The organism is Bradyrhizobium sp. MOS002, from assembly GCF_003020115.1.
GTDB lineage: Bacteria > Pseudomonadota > Alphaproteobacteria > Rhizobiales > Xanthobacteraceae > Bradyrhizobium.
The window spans coordinates 43730-58463 of the sequence record NZ_PYFX01000021.1 but is presented as its reverse complement, the minus strand read 5'-3'; the positions used below and the strand labels follow the sequence as shown (position 1 = coordinate 58463).

General features: G+C 60.1%; 12 protein-coding genes. 3 read left to right on the top strand and 9 right to left on the bottom strand.

Going from position 1 to position 14734, the window contains the following annotated elements:
* Positions 1-144 precede the first annotated feature (144 nt).
* Both C7G41_RS32455 and C7G41_RS32450 read left to right on the top strand, forming a co-directional pair.
* On the top strand, positions 145-1098 hold the full coding sequence (locus tag C7G41_RS32455; protein WP_106946348.1) for a sulfotransferase: 954 nt from the start codon (positions 145-147) through the stop codon (positions 1096-1098).
* Complete coding sequence (locus C7G41_RS32450) at positions 1088-1981, top strand: aminoglycoside phosphotransferase family protein (protein ID WP_106946347.1); 894 nt, start codon at positions 1088-1090, stop codon at positions 1979-1981. Before C7G41_RS32455 ends, C7G41_RS32450 begins: the two co-directional genes overlap by 11 nt.
* On the opposite strand, the gene rfbG is transcribed toward C7G41_RS32450, so the two are convergent.
* From rfbG to C7G41_RS32425, 5 genes are all read right to left on the bottom strand, one after another.
* Positions 1978-3045: a CDP-glucose 4,6-dehydratase gene (gene rfbG, locus C7G41_RS32445; protein ID WP_106946378.1), complete on the bottom strand. Its 1068-nt coding sequence runs from the start codon at positions 3043-3045 to the stop codon at positions 1978-1980. The genes C7G41_RS32450 and rfbG overlap by 4 nt on opposite strands.
* Entirely contained in the window at positions 3042-3812 is a 771-nt protein-coding gene (gene rfbF, locus C7G41_RS32440; RefSeq protein ID WP_106946346.1) for a glucose-1-phosphate cytidylyltransferase, read from the bottom strand. Before rfbF ends, rfbG begins: the two co-directional genes overlap by 4 nt.
* A gap of 445 nt (positions 3813-4257) precedes the next feature.
* On the bottom strand, positions 4258-6213 hold the full coding sequence (locus C7G41_RS38885) for a DUF4214 domain-containing protein (protein ID WP_306768074.1): 1956 nt from the start codon (positions 6211-6213) through the stop codon (positions 4258-4260).
* Between the two features lie 311 nt (positions 6214-6524).
* Positions 6525-7721: a glycosyltransferase family 1 protein gene (locus tag C7G41_RS32430; RefSeq protein ID WP_106946344.1), complete on the bottom strand. Its 1197-nt coding sequence runs from the start codon at positions 7719-7721 to the stop codon at positions 6525-6527.
* A gap of 263 nt (positions 7722-7984) precedes the next feature.
* Positions 7985-9208 carry a phenylacetate--CoA ligase family protein gene (locus tag C7G41_RS32425; protein ID WP_106946343.1) on the bottom strand — a complete coding sequence of 408 codons (1224 nt, stop codon included), beginning with the start codon at positions 9206-9208 and terminating at the stop codon, positions 7985-7987.
* A gap of 86 nt (positions 9209-9294) precedes the next feature.
* Between C7G41_RS32425 and C7G41_RS32420 the strand changes: the two genes are divergently transcribed.
* Positions 9295-10449 (top strand): AGE family epimerase/isomerase, encoded by a 1155-nt coding sequence (locus tag C7G41_RS32420; protein ID WP_199198729.1) that lies wholly within the window; start codon positions 9295-9297, stop codon positions 10447-10449.
* On the opposite strand, the gene C7G41_RS32415 is transcribed toward C7G41_RS32420, so the two are convergent.
* From C7G41_RS32415 to C7G41_RS32400, 4 genes are all read right to left on the bottom strand, one after another.
* Entirely contained in the window at positions 10446-11285 is an 840-nt protein-coding gene (locus tag C7G41_RS32415) for an ABC transporter ATP-binding protein (RefSeq protein ID WP_199198728.1), read from the bottom strand. The two genes, C7G41_RS32420 and C7G41_RS32415, sit on opposite strands and share 4 nt — an antisense overlap.
* A 124-nt stretch (positions 11286-11409) precedes the next feature.
* Entirely contained in the window at positions 11410-12693 is a 1284-nt protein-coding gene (locus C7G41_RS32410; protein ID WP_106946341.1) for an ABC transporter substrate-binding protein, read from the bottom strand.
* A gap of 46 nt (positions 12694-12739) precedes the next feature.
* Positions 12740-13813 (bottom strand): branched-chain amino acid ABC transporter permease, encoded by a 1074-nt coding sequence (locus C7G41_RS32405; RefSeq protein ID WP_106946340.1) that lies wholly within the window; start codon positions 13811-13813, stop codon positions 12740-12742.
* 3 nt (positions 13814-13816) lie between these two features.
* Complete coding sequence (locus C7G41_RS32400; RefSeq protein WP_106946339.1) at positions 13817-14710, bottom strand: branched-chain amino acid ABC transporter permease; 894 nt, start codon at positions 14708-14710, stop codon at positions 13817-13819.
* Between the last annotated feature and the right edge of the window lie 24 nt (positions 14711-14734).

Below are 14734 nucleotides of genomic sequence, written 5' to 3'. Positions count from 1 at the left end.
TCAATGTCTCGCTTTGAAAGCAGCGCGCGCTTTCCCACGTCAGCCCGTTTTCCGGGCCCGCAGGGCCGAATCCGACCCTTGATTATCCCGCCCATGCGGCTAAACGGGGCCGGATCGACCTTCCGCCACACAGGGGTAGAACGCATGAGCGACTTCAGACTGGCTATGGTTTCCGCAGGTTTTGAGCATGGTGGAAACGTCACACATCGTCACCTTGATGGCCATCCAGACCTGCTCGTTTATCCTTTCGAATCGCAACTTGGAAACCGCAACTTCAACGATTTCCTTGCTTCGATCGAGCGGGTTCAATACCGCTATCCCGAGTTCCCGGAAGGGCTGACGGCGATTGAACTCTATGAGCAGATGATCGACGAGGAGTTGAAGACGTTCCTACGCAAGCGCAACGGCTCTAAGTTCAGGGATGCGGACTGTGTGATGGACGAGAAGAAGCGCCTTGCTGAGTTCGCCCGTCTCGTCGGCGAGCCGCCGATCTTTCGCCGCCAGGTGATCGAAGCCTTCTTTCGCTCTACCTTTGCGGCTTGGGAAAATTACTACACCAAGCCGCGTTCCGGCATGGTTCATGTCGGCTACTCACCCGCAATAGGTATAGACGCCGACCGCATGGTGCGTGATTTCCCGGATATCCGCATCCTGCACATCGTACGAAATCCGTTCTCGGCCTACCGAGATACCAAGCGTCGTCCCTTCCCCCAAGCGCTATCCAAATACCTGATCACCTGGAACATTTATCACTCGACGGTCGAGATGTTCGCGAAGATGTTCCCAAAGAACGTACGCATTTTTCGATACGAGGACCTTGTCGAGGACAAGCGCAAGTTTATGATCGAGGCGGCCGATTTCATTGGCGTGCCCTTCGCCGACACGATGCTATATCCGAGCTGGAACAATGTTGAGATCATGGAGTCCATCGCGCCTTGGGGGACGGTGCTCAAAAGCACCAAGGATTACAACCGAGCGGCGATCCTGGAGCTCTCGGATGCGGAGCGCAATCAGATCGCACAGGGCACCGCGGCGTTGGCCCGCCACTTCGGTTACGACGGAATCGACTACCTGAGTCAGCTTTATCGTGCTCAGTAAAATCGTTTTTTTCGAAAGCGACGACCGCCCGGACATTGTTGCCGATCGCGGCCGCATTGTGCCCGAGTTGCGCGAGCATCTGCAATTGTCGTTTGGCCGGGATATCAACCTGGAGCCGGCGATCGGTGGCACTCTCGGGATTTGCTTCGACGCGGAGATCGCAAGCGAGAAGCGATTCCTGAAAACACATCTTCCAAACATGAACGCGCGTGTCAGTCTCGCGAAGGAAGGTGATATTCTTCAGCGGCTCTACGGCGAAACGATCCTGCTCGACCGCTTCGAGGCTTCCTTCGCGGATGGGACGACCCGGCTCTTTCTTGTTATGTGCGCTCTATCACCGCTGAGCACAACGATTGTGCCTGCGGATGCTGCCGCGATGATGCGCAACTGCCGCGATCGGCTTGGGGGTTGGCAGCTGGACAGGCTTGCTACGTTCGATCGCTACTTGGCACGCGCCTCGTGCGGTCTGAAGACCCTTAGTGACCGTGGCTTGCTGGATCAAGTGAGCGCAACCGAGGTTCGTCGGCTCATCGCACTGCTGTGGGATTGGCTGCCTAAGCTGCCCGAAGCGCTCTGTCACGGCGACTTCGGACCGAAGAACATCATGGTTCATGGAGGAAAGCCGCGCATTATCGATTGGGAGGATGCGTTTAGGGGTATCGCCGGTTACGACTATCTCTATTGGCTGACCTTCATGGAGAACAGGCCGTTCCTGCATACTTCGGCCTTCGGTCGAACCGGCCTTGCGCCCGATATCGAGCGCGCCATCCTGGCGCTCATCGTGCTGCTCAAGTCCTACCTAGCCGTCCGCTCGGGCGCGTATCTAAGACATGCGCTTTTGCCCCAGGCCCGTATTGTTGAGATCCTAGAACTTCCGCTTTAATTAATCGAGCGCGTAGCGACGACCTGATCGAGCTGATCAAGCGAGAATTTACGCATGTCTCGACCATCGCGAAGACCTTTGTACCAGTCGATGGTGAGCCGGAGGCCCTGTGCGAGGTCGAGGCGCGGCCTCCAGCTGAGTTGATGGCGTGCCTTGTCGCAATTCAGTCTCAGATGCGCCGCCTCGTGCGGGTGAGGCCCGGCAGCGGCCCTCCAGCATGCGCCATCGCCCCATAGCTGGACCAAGTGGTCAACGACCGTCTTAACTGGCACTTCGCTTTCGGCATTGGGACCGAAGTTCCAGCCGCCGACAAATCGTTCGTCGTCAACTAGCCGCTCCACCAAAGTTAAATAGCCGAGCACGGGATCCAGCGTATGCTGCCAAGGTCGCACAGCGTTGGGGTTGCGAATGAGCAACGCCTCGCCCGCGAGAAAGGCCTGCATCGCATCGGGGATCAGGCGGTCGCGTGCCCAGTCGCCGCCGCCGAAGACATTGCCTGCGCGAGCCGTTGCGACGCGCGCTGCGCCCTTTGTATGAAAGAAGCTCTGGTGGTAGGAATGCGTCACGAGTTCGGCGCATGCCTTGCTATTGCTGTAAGGATCGTTGCCACCAATGCGGTCCTCTTCCCGGAAAGCGGTGCCGGCTCCATTATTCTCGTAACACTTGTCGCTGGTAACGATGAGAATTGCCTTTACCGCGCGCAGATGTCGTGCAGCTTCCAGCACATGCACCGTCCCCATCACATTTGTCGCAAAAGTCTCGACCGGCTCCTCGTAGGACGGGCGCACCAGGGCTTGAGCCGCCAAGTGGATAACGACATCAGGTTCAGCCTCCGCCATCGTGGTGCGCAGAGCCGCAAGATCGCGGATATCGCCCCTGCAGTGCTTGATATCGTCGGCGATACGGGCAATTACGAATAGGGCGGATTGATGTGTCGGAGGCAAGGCATAGCCGAAGACGCTTGCTCCCAACCGACGCAACAGCAGGGACGTCCATGCGCCTTTGAAGCCGGTGTGACCGGTCAGAAAGACCTTTTTGCCCCGCCAAAATGTAGGATCGGTCACCAGATCCTCCACTTGGCGCGGTTGTTGGTCCACTCGCCTTCGAGGAAATTGCGATCACGTAGCGAATCCATGGGATGCCAGAAGCCTGGATGCACGTAGGCCCGCAGGTCGTCATCGCGCGAAAGCCGCTCCATCGGCTCGTGCTCCCAGACGGTTTTGTCGCCCGCAATCAACCCGACAACCGAGGGCGATAGGAGAAAGAATCCGCCATTGATCCAACCGCCGTCGTCGTGCGGCTTCTCCTCGAAGCTGATCACGCGGTTGCCCTCGATCGAGACCGCGCCGAAACGCCTGGCCGGTCGCACCACCGAGACGGTCGCAAGACGCCCATGCGCTTTATGAAACGCGATCTCCGCGGCAAGATCGATATCCGCTACGCCATCACCATAGGTGAGTGCGAAGAAGGGCTCGTCTGCTATGTACGGTAGTACTCGCTTCAGTCGGCCGCCGGTCTGAGTTTCCTCGCCTGTATCGACCAGCGTCACCCGCCAAGGCTCGGCAGTTTCGCGATGCACTTCCATCCGGTTCTCAGCAAGATGGAAAGTCACGTCGGACATGTGCAGAAAGTAGTTCGCGAAATACTCCTTGACCATGTAACCCTTGTAGCCAAGGCAGATCACGAATTCATGGAAACCGTAATGACTATAGATTTTCATGATGTGCCAAAGAATGGGTCGGCCGCCAATCTCAACCATTGGCTTAGGGCGCACACTCGTCTCTTCACTGAGCCTGGTGCCGAGCCCTCCAGCGAGTATAACAACCTTCATATTTTATACCGTTTTGCGATTCCTATGCCGAGGCCGCTTCAAGACGATCACCCTGACAAAGACCCCAATCACCGCAAGGTCTCGACGCCAGGGGAAGGTGGTAGGGGCCGGCGCATAACTTGCAGTGTTTCGAATGCTCGAGGCAGCCTCCAGGGTGATAACCTCTTCGCGGAGCGGCAATCAAGAGCCCGTGGCCAGCTGGTGGCTTTATTCTGCAAATAATTCAACGCTTTCGCTGTTTAGCGTGCTGCTCCAGTTCATCCGATGCATGGCGCATTCATGGGAAGTGCTCGATCGACCCGAGAACGCGATGGGAGCGGCCAGTCCGTGAAATTCTCCGTGCGGCGGACGTGAACGTCGTCGACAGAACGGACCTAGGACTATCATGTCATAAAGGCCGCTGTGTTCCGGAACTCGCACAACGTAAGCAGATTCTGCCTATGTTCTACGTCAGATAGTGTGGGTCTAACAGTATGCCAGTGACAATCTTGGGATCGACAAGTGAATGGTTTTCCGGACTTTCAGAGAACCCGATCAGGACGTGCGCGCGGTCTGCTTGATTGGAGTCGAGGATATGTTGCCAGTTCGAGAGCCCGGTTGGATCGGGCGCTCGGTTGAGGATGTTGGCGTACAGGTTGCTCAAAAATTGGGAGTTCGAAATGCTGGAGCCGTACGTATTCGTGAACTCAGGGCTAGCAACAAACGCAGCGCTCATTTCGGCCGAGGTCAAGCCGCCGTCCAAGAGGTGAGTGTTGACGCTTAGCCCCGCCAAATCCGGCGTACGATCGAATGCTGCCTGATAAAGCCGATAGGCGAACCCTGCTGTTCCATTGACATCGAACGCGATTACGGTGTCCGAAAACTGCACCCGCTGTGCATCGGTAAAGCCGCTGAAGCCGCTGGTGGTCGAGATTGTTATCGTCGATCCGACGACCTGAATTGTTGCGTTCGCATAATTGTCGCTGACAATCGCCGTGGCAATCCCATCATGCAAAACGATGTTGGTGATCTGGCTGGGCGGAGCCGCCGCCTTGAATTGGAAGTCAGACGCGGTGAGGCTGGACACGGAGACATTGCTTAGCGTCAGCGTGTCACCCGTCCCGAAGTTGAGCACAGTGTCTGCTCCGACTTGGGTGAGATGCAGCAGAACATCCGAGAAGGTGTTAACGCCCGAAATGCCGCTGAGGAGTATCGTATCACTATTGGCCGTACCCGTGATCGCGGTAAAGTCGCTGATGGTATCGGTGCCGTCGTGCGGGGCGAAGACGAAGGTGTCGTTGCCCGTGCCACCTACTAGCACATCATGTCCGCCGCCGCCCTGCAGCCTATCATTACCCCCGCCGCCTTTGAGGATGTTATCCGCGGCGTTGCCAACGATCGTGTCATTTCCGCTCCCGCCAATGGCGTCGTCGATGTAGGATCGGACATCATTGTTGTAGAGATACGCGTTATAGACGTTGCCGTGTGCGTAATTGCCACCACCGAGATAGGCGAGTTGACCCGTCGAAAGGACCGAATAGGCGCCCGGATTAAGATTGATGCTGAGATTGGTGGTATAGTTTGACAGGTCATAAGTGTCGTGGCCGCCGCCATCCCATACCGTCATGAAGACACGGTTCGCTCCAGGCAACGCCTGGCCCACACCGTTGATAAATTCCTGGCCCGTTGTCGGGCTCCAAGTGTAGACGGTATTCCCATTGTTTGTACTAAAATCCGCGCCGTACATCGTTTGCAGCGCCAGGATATCGTCCATCATGAAGCCTGTGGGATATCCATACTGTTCATTGGTATATCCCGTCATTGGACCGTTCTGATAGCTGCGATAACTCATGACGGTGTATTCAAGCGAGTCATGAGCAGAAGGAACCTTGACGTTTGCGACTCCTCCGGCTTCGAAGCTATGCTTCAGACCAAGCGCGTGCCCGATCTCATGAATGTGTGTCAAAGTAGAGTAGTCGCCCGTCCGAGGGGCCGTGTAATTATAGGAGGTGCCGAACCAGATGTCCCCGCCCTCTATGCTGCCGTCGGGATAGTAGGTGTACGCCGTTGGATTGGCATCTGAAGAATGCGCGAGCTGGATGTCACCTGAGCCGGTGCCGGCGTAGACCAGGTTGAGATTGGTCAGGGCCGAGACTTGCCCCATGATGGCCTTGACGAGGTTCTGCTCGGTGACTGACAGCGGAGAAAATCCGTCGTTCGGTTCACTCCAGCCATATCCCGTCGGATAAACGCTTGCGGAGCTCGGAAAGCTGTATGTAACCGTCGTGCCCGTCCATTTGTAGCCGGAGAGCAGGCCGTCGACATCCGGATTTCCCGTCGCCGCGACCGCGTTGCCTGCTGCGATACCCGAGGCTGCAGCCGTCCCGGAGCCATCCGTGGCTCCGGCGGCGTGTAAATTCATTCCCAACAGTCCGCAAAGAACGCACATCGACCCTCTCCCCCGAGATAAACGCGCGATCTATGTCGCGACGCCCGTCATCGAGCGGAGTCATATCGAGGAGGCTCTGAGATTCAGTGCAAAGGCATGAAGGGGTTCTATGCTTTTGTGAAAGCAGTTCTTAACCACGTCATCGCACGCGACGTCCGTGGTGGTCCTTTAAGGGACGCTTAAACAAGCGATCGCCCAAAAAGGTGCTCAATCGACTGATATGGTCATGAAAGTCAGGCCGCACTGGCGCAGAGGTCTTAGCCATGGCTTCCCAAAGGTGAATTTCAATGCGACTGGCGTGTAATGGCTTCGTAACCTTGGACCACTTTTTCCGCACTTTCGTTCCAACTGAATGTGGCGGCTTGCGCAATCAGTTGACTGGAGGTCACGTCCGACTTTAATTCGACCAGTTCTTTGATCGTTTCCGACCAGGCGTCGACATCCAGCGCCTGGACCGTGGGTACCAGGCCTGCTGTGATTTCGTCCATGGAGGTCCGGGCGCTATGCACGACCCGCGTGCCGCAAGCCATGCATTCGACCACCGGCATTCCAAAACCTTCGTAAACCGATGGATAAAGCAGCGCGACGGCGCCCTCATAGAGGCTCCGCAGCTCGTCATTGCTTACCGAGCCGACGAATCGAAGGCAGCCTTGGTCGACAAGTGAATCGGTCGTGTTTGGCAGATCGAGTACGCCCCAGCCTTTGCCACCCACCACGACCAAGGGGAAACGATCGCGAAGGGATTTAGAGATCTGCGAATAGGCCGTGATGAGAGTGCGCAGGTTCTTTCTTGGCTCCAACGTTCCTACACTCAGGAAATAATGACCTGGCGTGAGGTTATGTTTGGCGACCTCGGTCGTGGTAATTTGAATCCCCAGCGGACGATAGACCTGTGCGGCTGCTGGTGGCGCGATGAAAATCTGCTCTTTGTCGTAGCCATAAAACCGCGCGATCTCGTCCTTGCTGAATCGCGAAATGGTCTGCACCTTCGGCGCGCGTTCTAGCACCCAGGGAAGCTTTTCCAGGATGCGCAACCGATCGATCGGGTGATAGTCGGGATATCTAACGAACGACAGATCGTAAATCACAGGCAAGGTGACGATACCCGGATCGGCGACCGGAAGGTAATTGAAGGCGTGAAACAGGTCGAGCGCTTGAGCCTTGATGCTGCGCGAAAAGCGGTCGCGGTAGACTGCTTGGGCAAAGCCTACCCGCGTCAGCTTTGAACGAGCTTTCGCACTCAGCTTTCGGATCAGGGTCTGGTTGTTGACTGGAGCAGGGGCGGGGCCGGAACGCTGTTCTTCTATCTCTCGCAACCCTTCGTCATTCAGGGCAGTCCACGATCGAACACCAAAGCCGCAATAGTCGATCTCGTCGCGAGCCGCCATGACCGCTTGCAGGATTTGAAACGTGTAGTTTCCGACCCCGGTCAGCTGTCCGTTCAACAGGCGGGCTTCCAGCCCGATTCTCAACTTCTGCATAGATGGTATAGCTCACGATTAGCTCGAGAAGGCTCATTCACGCTTGGTGCCAGATTGGGATCAGCGCTTCTTGGGCTGTTCCGTTTGGGCCACAAGAGACTTGGTGAGAGCTCTGAGGCGCCGTACAGGCTCGTCAAGCAGGGTCGTTCTTGGGTTCTCAACCGATTTTTGTCAACGTGATTCGCGCTGCGCAGAGAGCCCAAAACAAAGGCGAACGAGAGCCGATTAGGCTTCGATCGGCGTTCTGGGCGCTTTTCGGTCGGCTAGCGTTCGTCTGATATGATCTTGCCGTCATTCGGAAGCGTATCTGGCATTACCAGCTCGACTTTGCCGCCAAGCTTGGTCACTGCGCGCAGACTGGCTTCGATGTCTGCGGCCAGTTCCCGGCTTGGCCTTAAGCATTCAGCTTTGAGAGTCATGATATCGGAGTGGCCTTTACGGGTGATCACCAGTCGAAGACGAGCGAGCAGCGAATGGCGGGCGCCGATTTCGGCGATCTGCTCGGGACGGACGAACATGCCCTTGACCTTGGTGGTCTGGTCGGCGCGGCCCATCCAGCCCTTGATGCGCATGTTGGTGCGCCCGCACGGGCTGGTGCCCGGCAGCCCCGCGGTCAGGTCACCGAGCGCGAGCCGGATCCAGGGATGATGCGGGTCGAGCGAGGTCACGACGATCTCGCCGACGTCGCCGGGCGTCACGGCATCGCCGGTACCGGGCTTGACGATCTCCATGATGAGATCCTCGTTCACGACCATGCCGTCGCGCGCACTGGTCTCGAAGGCGATGAGGCCGAGATCGGCGGTGCCGAAGGCCTGGTAGGCCTCGATGCCGCGCGCCTTGATCTCCGCCTGGAGCGAGGGCGGGAAGGCCGCGCCCGAGACCAGCGCGCGTTTGATCGAGGAGATGTCGCGGCCCGAGCTTGCGGCAGCATCGAGCAAGATTTTCAGGAAGTCGGGCGTGCCGCTGTAGCCGACGGGACGGTAGGCCTCGATGAGCTCGAATTGCTGCTCCGTATTCCCTGGACCTGCGGGGATCACGGCGCAACCGAGCGCGCGCGCCGATGCATCGAAGATGAAGCCGCCGGGCGTGAGATGGTAGCTGAAGGTGTTGAGCACGATGTCATCAGGTCGGAATCCGGCCGCGAACAGCGCCCGTGCGCCGCGCCAGGGGTCAGTCTGCCGTCCCTCCGGCTCGAAAATCGGCCCGGGGGAGGTGAAAAGGCGCGCGAACGAGCCGGGCGCCGCCGCGACCAACCCTCCGAAAGGCATGGAGGCCTTGTGCAGGGCCGGCAGTTCCGACTTGCGCAGCACCGGCAGGCCCGCCAGGGCCGCCCTGGAGGTCACGGCGGCCGGATCGACGCCTTTCAGCCGATCGGCATAGGCGGGCGCGCTCATCGCAGAGCGCAGCACGCCTGGCAGGCGGGAGAACAGATCGGCCTCGCGCGCGGCTTGTTCGCGCGTCTCGAGGGCGTCGTAATGGGCGGTCATGGCTCATCTTTCCGGGTTGGCATCCGTTGCGCGCCGCCGCCGGCATGGGTATCAGACGGCCATTGGCGAGTTTTGAAGAGGACGCGATGGCGGACGAGGGAATCAGTGCGGCGGACGAGGCGGCGGACGTCGTCGCGCGCCTGAAGCGCCGCATGATCGACGAGGCGCTGCCGCTGTGGTCGACGGTCGGCTGGGACCATGGCGCGGGTGGTTTCATCGATCGGCTGCACCGCGACGGCACGGCGGACGTGACCGCGCCGCGCCGGGTGTTCGTGCAGGCCCGCCAGATCTGGTGCTACGCCAAGGCTGCGCAGATGGGCTGGTACCCTGAGGGGCGCGCCATCGCACTGAAGGGGCTCGAGCATCTGCTCGCCAAGGCAAAGACGCCAGACGGCCGCCCCGGCTACGTGCACCGGCTGACGCCGGAGGGCGCGGTGCTGGACGGCCGGCGCGACGCCTACGACCACGCCTTCATCCTGTTTGCGCTCGCGGCCGTCTATGCGCTCGACCAGGACGCACAAATTCGCACCGAGATCGATGCGCTGCTCGCCTTCCTCGATGGCCATCTGCGCTCGCCGCACGGCGGCGTCCACGAAGGCCTTCCGGTCTCGTTGCCGCGCCGGCAGAACCCGCACATGCATCTGTTCGAGGCGATGATCGCGTGCTTCGACGCGACCCACGATTTGTCGTTCCAGAACCGTGCCGGCGAGTTCTTCGCGCTGTTCCTCGCCAATCTCTACGACAAGCGGACGCGCGCGCTCGGCGAATATTTCGAAGAGGACTGGTCGATGATCGCGCCGGTCAGCGTCGAGCCCGGCCATCAGGCCGAATGGGTCTGGTTGCTGAAGGGGTTCGAACGCATCACGGGCTGCCCGACCGGACAGCGGCGCGCCGAGCTGCTGGAAACCGCGCTGCGCTATCGCGACGAGGCCACCGGCTGCCTGATCGATGAGGGTGACGACGCCGGTAACATGCGCCGCAGCACGCGCCGGCTGTGGCCGCAGACCGAGATCGCGAAGGCGTGGATCGCGCAGGCCGAATCTGGCGAGGCGGGCGCGGCGGACGAGGCGCGCATCGCGCTGGCGCGGCTCGAACGCCATTATCTCAGCCATCCCGTGCGGGGCGGCTGGTACGACCAGTTCGAGCGCGACGGCAAATCGCTGATCGACACCATTCCCGCGTCGTCGTTCTATCATGTTCTCTGCGCAGTCACGGAAGCGGAACAGGTATTGGAAGGTTAAAGCCAGCGCTTGCGCCGCTTGAAGCTTTTGAGGTTCTTGAAGCTCTTGCGCTGGTCGCCGGCGCCGCCGAGGTAGAATTCCTTGACGTCCTCATTGTCGCGCAATTCGTCCGCGGTGCCGTCGAGCACGACCTTGCCCTGCTCCATGATGTAGCCGTGGCTTGCCACCGACAGCGCGGCGCGGGCGTTCTGCTCGACCAGCAGAATGGTGACGCCGAGGTCGCGGTTGATCTTGTGGATGATCGAGAACACCTCTTTCACCAGTAGCGGCGACAGTCCCATCGAGGGCTCGTCCATCAGGATCATCTTCGGGCGCGCCATCAGCGCGCGGCCAATCGCGAGCATCTGCTGTTCGCCGCCGGAGAGATAGCCGGCAAGTCCGGTGCGCTCCTTCAGGCGCGGGAAATAGTTGAAGACCATATCGAGATCGGCGCCGACCCCGCGGTCCCTGCGGGTGAAGGCGCCGAGCTTGAGGTTCTCCAGCGAGGTCATGTCGGCGACGATGCGCCGGCCTTCCATCACCTGGAAGATGCCGCGGCGAACGATCTTGTCGGGATCGATGCCGTTGATGCGCTCGCCCTCGAACATGATCTCGCCGCGCGTGACTTCGCCGTCCTCAGTCTTGAGCAGCCCGGAGATCGCCTTCAGCGTCGTCGACTTGCCGGCGCCGTTGGCGCCGAGCAGCGCCACGATCGCGCCCTTGGGCACGTCGAGGCTGAGACCGCGCAGCACCAGGATGACATCGTCATAGACGACCTCGATGTTGCGCACGGCGAGGAGAGGCGGCACCGGTACGACGGTCGGGGAGGGGCGAGCTGCTTCGAGGGTGTCGGTCATATCAGGTGCCGCCAATTTGCTGTGCTCGTCGTGCCCGGGCTTGGCCCGGGCATCCACGTACTTCGTCCGAGTGGTCAGGCGTGGATGGCCGGCACAAGCCCGGCCATGACGTCCGATGTTGTGCTCACCAACCCAGCAATTCCGGCTTGCGCGGCAGCTCGACCGTCTTGACCTTCTCGAGCTTGATCGCGCCCTTGGCCATGAGATCGTTGAGGTCGCCGTCGGTCGCGCCCGCAATCTTGGTGCGGTAGAGGTCGACCTTCAGCGTACCGCGGTGATCTTTGTCGGTCCAGGTCGAGGGATTGCAGACGCCCTCCATCCCTGCCGGCACCCAGTCCTTCTTCTGGTAGAAGCCCTTGGCGACGTTCTCACCGGTGGCGCCGCCGTTCTTGGCGGCCCAATCGATCGCCTCCTTCATGTAGAGCGCCGAGCAGACCGCCGCGATATAGTGCACCGGCCGATAGGCCTTACCGGTCGGGTCGGACATCTTAGAGATTTCCATCACCGTCTTCATGCCGGGCGCATCACCACCCCAACTCACAGCGGTGCGCAGCGGAAAGATCACGCCATCGGCGGCATCGCCCGCGGTCTTGGCGGCGTTCTCGTCCATGCCCCAGACATTGCCCATGAACTGGATGTCGACTCCGGCGGTCTTGCAGGCCTTCATCACCGAGATGTTGGAGGCGGCGGTGTTGCCGAGATAGGCGTAGTTGGCGCCCGAGGATTTCAGGCTCAGGCACTGCGCGCTGTAGTCACCCGGCGCGAGCGCGAAAACCAGCGGCGGCAGCACCTCGAAGCCGAGCTCCTGCGCCATGGCCTCGCCGGCGGCCTTTGGCGCGTTCGGATAGGGGTGGTTGGCGCCCATGTGGACGAATCTCGGCTTGCCGGACTTGCCCTTGGCCTTCCAGTCTTCGGCCGCCCACATCAGCATCGCGCGCAGCGAGTCCGAATAGCTTGGACCATAGAAGAAATTGTAGGGCGCGGCCTTGGCCTTGCCGCTGACGCCTTCGGGATCAGTGAGGGCGGCCGCGTAGGAGCCGGAGAGGTCGGGGATCTTGTCTTGGGCGAGGAAGCCGGTCAGCGCCTCGGTGTCCGCCGTGCCCCAGCCCATGATCGCCGCCACCTTCGAGTCCGGCGCCGACCACTTTTTGTAGAGCGCGATGGCGCGCGGCACCTGATAGCCATAGTCATTGGTGTCGACGTTGAGCTGCTTTCCGCTGACGCCGCCGTTCTTGTTGATCCAGGCGAAGGTGTCGGCGACAGCCTGGCCGTAGGGCGTGCCAACGTCGGACGTGCCGCCGGAATAATCGGCGAGATGCCCGATCGCGATCTGCGCCTGCGCGCTTGCCGAGAACGCGGCGATCGCCAGTGCAAGTGACGCGGTGCTCAAAAGGGATTTTGTCTTCATTGGTCGCCTCCTCCTGTTTATTTGTTGGTTTGCGAGTTGCCCGCGCTCAATGGGAGAACGGGTAGAGTTTCCAGTATGCCTTGATCTGTCGCCAGCGATGGGCGAGCCCGTCGGGCTCGAACATCAGGAACGCGATGATAATTACCCCGATCGCGATCTCGCGCAGGAAGGTGATGTTGTTGTTGAGCGACAGCGCCCTGTCGATTGCGCCGCCCTTCAGCGCCACGCTAAGGAACTCCATCGTCTCGGGCAGCAGCACCACGAACGCGGTGCCCATCAGCGTGCCCATGATCGAACCGGTGCCGCCGATGATGATCATGGCGAGGAACAGGATCGAGCGTTCGATCCCAAAACCCTCTTGCGACACGACGAGCTGGTAGTGCGCATAGAGCGCGCCCGCGATGCCGGCGAAGAACGCGGCGAGGCCAAATGACAGCGTGCGGTACTTGGTGAGGTTGATGCCCATGATCTCCGCGGAGAGATAATGGTCGCGGATCGCCACCAGCGCGCGGCCGTCGCGGGTGCGCATCAGATTGGTGACGAGGATGTAGCTTGCAACCACGTAGGCGAGAACGACATAGAAATACTGCCTGTCGCCGCGCAGCGTGTAGCCGAAGATCGAGAAAGGCTTGGCGCTGGCCGGCACCGAGCCGCCGGTGAACCACTCCGCGCGGGAGAAAAAGTCGAGCAGGATGTATTGCGCGGCGAGGGTGGCGATCACGAGGTAGAGCCCCTTCAGCCGCGCCGCCGGGATGCCGAAGATCAGTCCAACCAGCGCAGTGACGACGCCCGCGAGCGGGATCGCGAAGAATACCGGAACGTGTGTTTCGTTGGAGATATAGGCCGAGGTGAAGGCGCCGAGCAGGAAGAAGGCGGCGTGGCCGATCGAGATCTGGCCGGTGAAGCCGACCAGGATGTTCAAACCGAGGGCTGCGATTGAGAAAATGCCAATCTGGATCAGGATGCTGAGCCAATAGCCCCCGAGAAGTTGCGGCACGAGGCAGAGCAGTAGCACGCCGACGATCGCAAAGTTGCGGCTGGTCGAGGTTGGAAAGATTGTGGTGTCGGCCGCGTAAGAGGTGCGGAAATCACCAGCTGGGATAAGGGCGTGGCCGGCCATGGATCAGATCCGTTCGATGTCATGGGTGCCGAACAGGCCGTACGGCTTGATCATCAGCACGATGATGAGGACGTAGAACGGCGCGATCTCGTAGAGATTGCCCCAGTGAAGATATTCGCTGTCGACATATTGCGCGATGTTCTCGAGTAACCCGATGATGATGCCGCCGAGCACGGCGCCGCCGACCGAATCGAGCCCGCCGAGGATCGCGGCCGGAAACACTTTTATGCCGTAGGCGGCAAGGCCCGACGATACGCCGTTCACGACGGCAACAACGACGCCTGCCACCGCCGACACCGTTGCGGAGATCGCCCAGGCCATCGCGAACACGCTTTTTACGGAAATGCCGAGCGATTGCGCGACCTGCTGGTTGAACGCGGTGGCGCGCATCGCAAGGCCGTACTTTGAGGCGCGGAAGAACCAGGCCATGCCGATCATCATCGCGACCGAGACGACGAGGCTCATGACATAGACGGTTTGGATTTGGAGCCCGAACAAGCTGACGGACTGGCTCTCGAACACGCGCGGGAATGGCTGCGGATTGACGCCGAACATCCATTTCAGCGTCGCCTGCAGCACGGTGGACAGGCCGATCGTCACCATGATGACCGAGATGATGGGTTCGCCGATCATCGGCCGCAGAATCAGGACCTGCACCGCGATTCCGAACACGAACATGAACACCAGCGTCATCGGCATGCCGATCCAGAACGGCACCTGGTATTTCGCGAGCAAGGTCCAGCACACCCAGGCGCCGACAAGCAAGAGCTCGCCCTGCGCGAAATTGACGACCTGGCTAGCCTTGTAGATCAGCACAAACGACATCGCGACCACGCCATAGAGCGTGCCGACCACGAGGCCGTTGACCAGGAGCTGGATGAGGAAGGCGGTGTTCATGCCGATGTCCGCGTAAAATGCAGA

What these genes read in the sequence shown, in the direction of transcription:
- C7G41_RS32455 (WP_106946348.1), top strand. Translation starts at nt 145, where the DNA reads ATGAGCGACTTCAGACTGGCTATGGTTTCCGCAGGTTTTGAGCATGGT.
- rfbF (WP_106946346.1), bottom strand. Translation starts at nt 3,812, where the DNA reads ATGAAGGTTGTTATACTCGCTGGAGGGCTCGGCACCAGGCTCAGTGAA.
- C7G41_RS38885 (WP_306768074.1), bottom strand. Translation starts at nt 6,213, where the DNA reads ATGAATTTACACGCCGCCGGAGCCACGGATGGCTCCGGGACGGCTGCA.
- C7G41_RS32430 (WP_106946344.1), bottom strand. Translation starts at nt 7,721, where the DNA reads ATGCAGAAGTTGAGAATCGGGCTGGAAGCCCGCCTGTTGAACGGACAG.
- C7G41_RS32425 (WP_106946343.1), bottom strand. Translation starts at nt 9,208, where the DNA reads ATGACCGCCCATTACGACGCCCTCGAGACGCGCGAACAAGCCGCGCGC.
- C7G41_RS32420 (WP_199198729.1), top strand. Translation starts at nt 9,295, where the DNA reads ATGGCGGACGAGGGAATCAGTGCGGCGGACGAGGCGGCGGACGTCGTC.
- C7G41_RS32415 (WP_199198728.1), bottom strand. Translation starts at nt 11,285, where the DNA reads ATGACCGACACCCTCGAAGCAGCTCGCCCCTCCCCGACCGTCGTACCG.
- C7G41_RS32410 (WP_106946341.1), bottom strand. Translation starts at nt 12,693, where the DNA reads ATGAAGACAAAATCCCTTTTGAGCACCGCGTCACTTGCACTGGCGATC.
- C7G41_RS32405 (WP_106946340.1), bottom strand. Translation starts at nt 13,813, where the DNA reads ATGGCCGGCCACGCCCTTATCCCAGCTGGTGATTTCCGCACCTCTTAC.
- C7G41_RS32400 (WP_106946339.1), bottom strand. Translation starts at nt 14,710, where the DNA reads ATGAACACCGCCTTCCTCATCCAGCTCCTGGTCAACGGCCTCGTGGTC.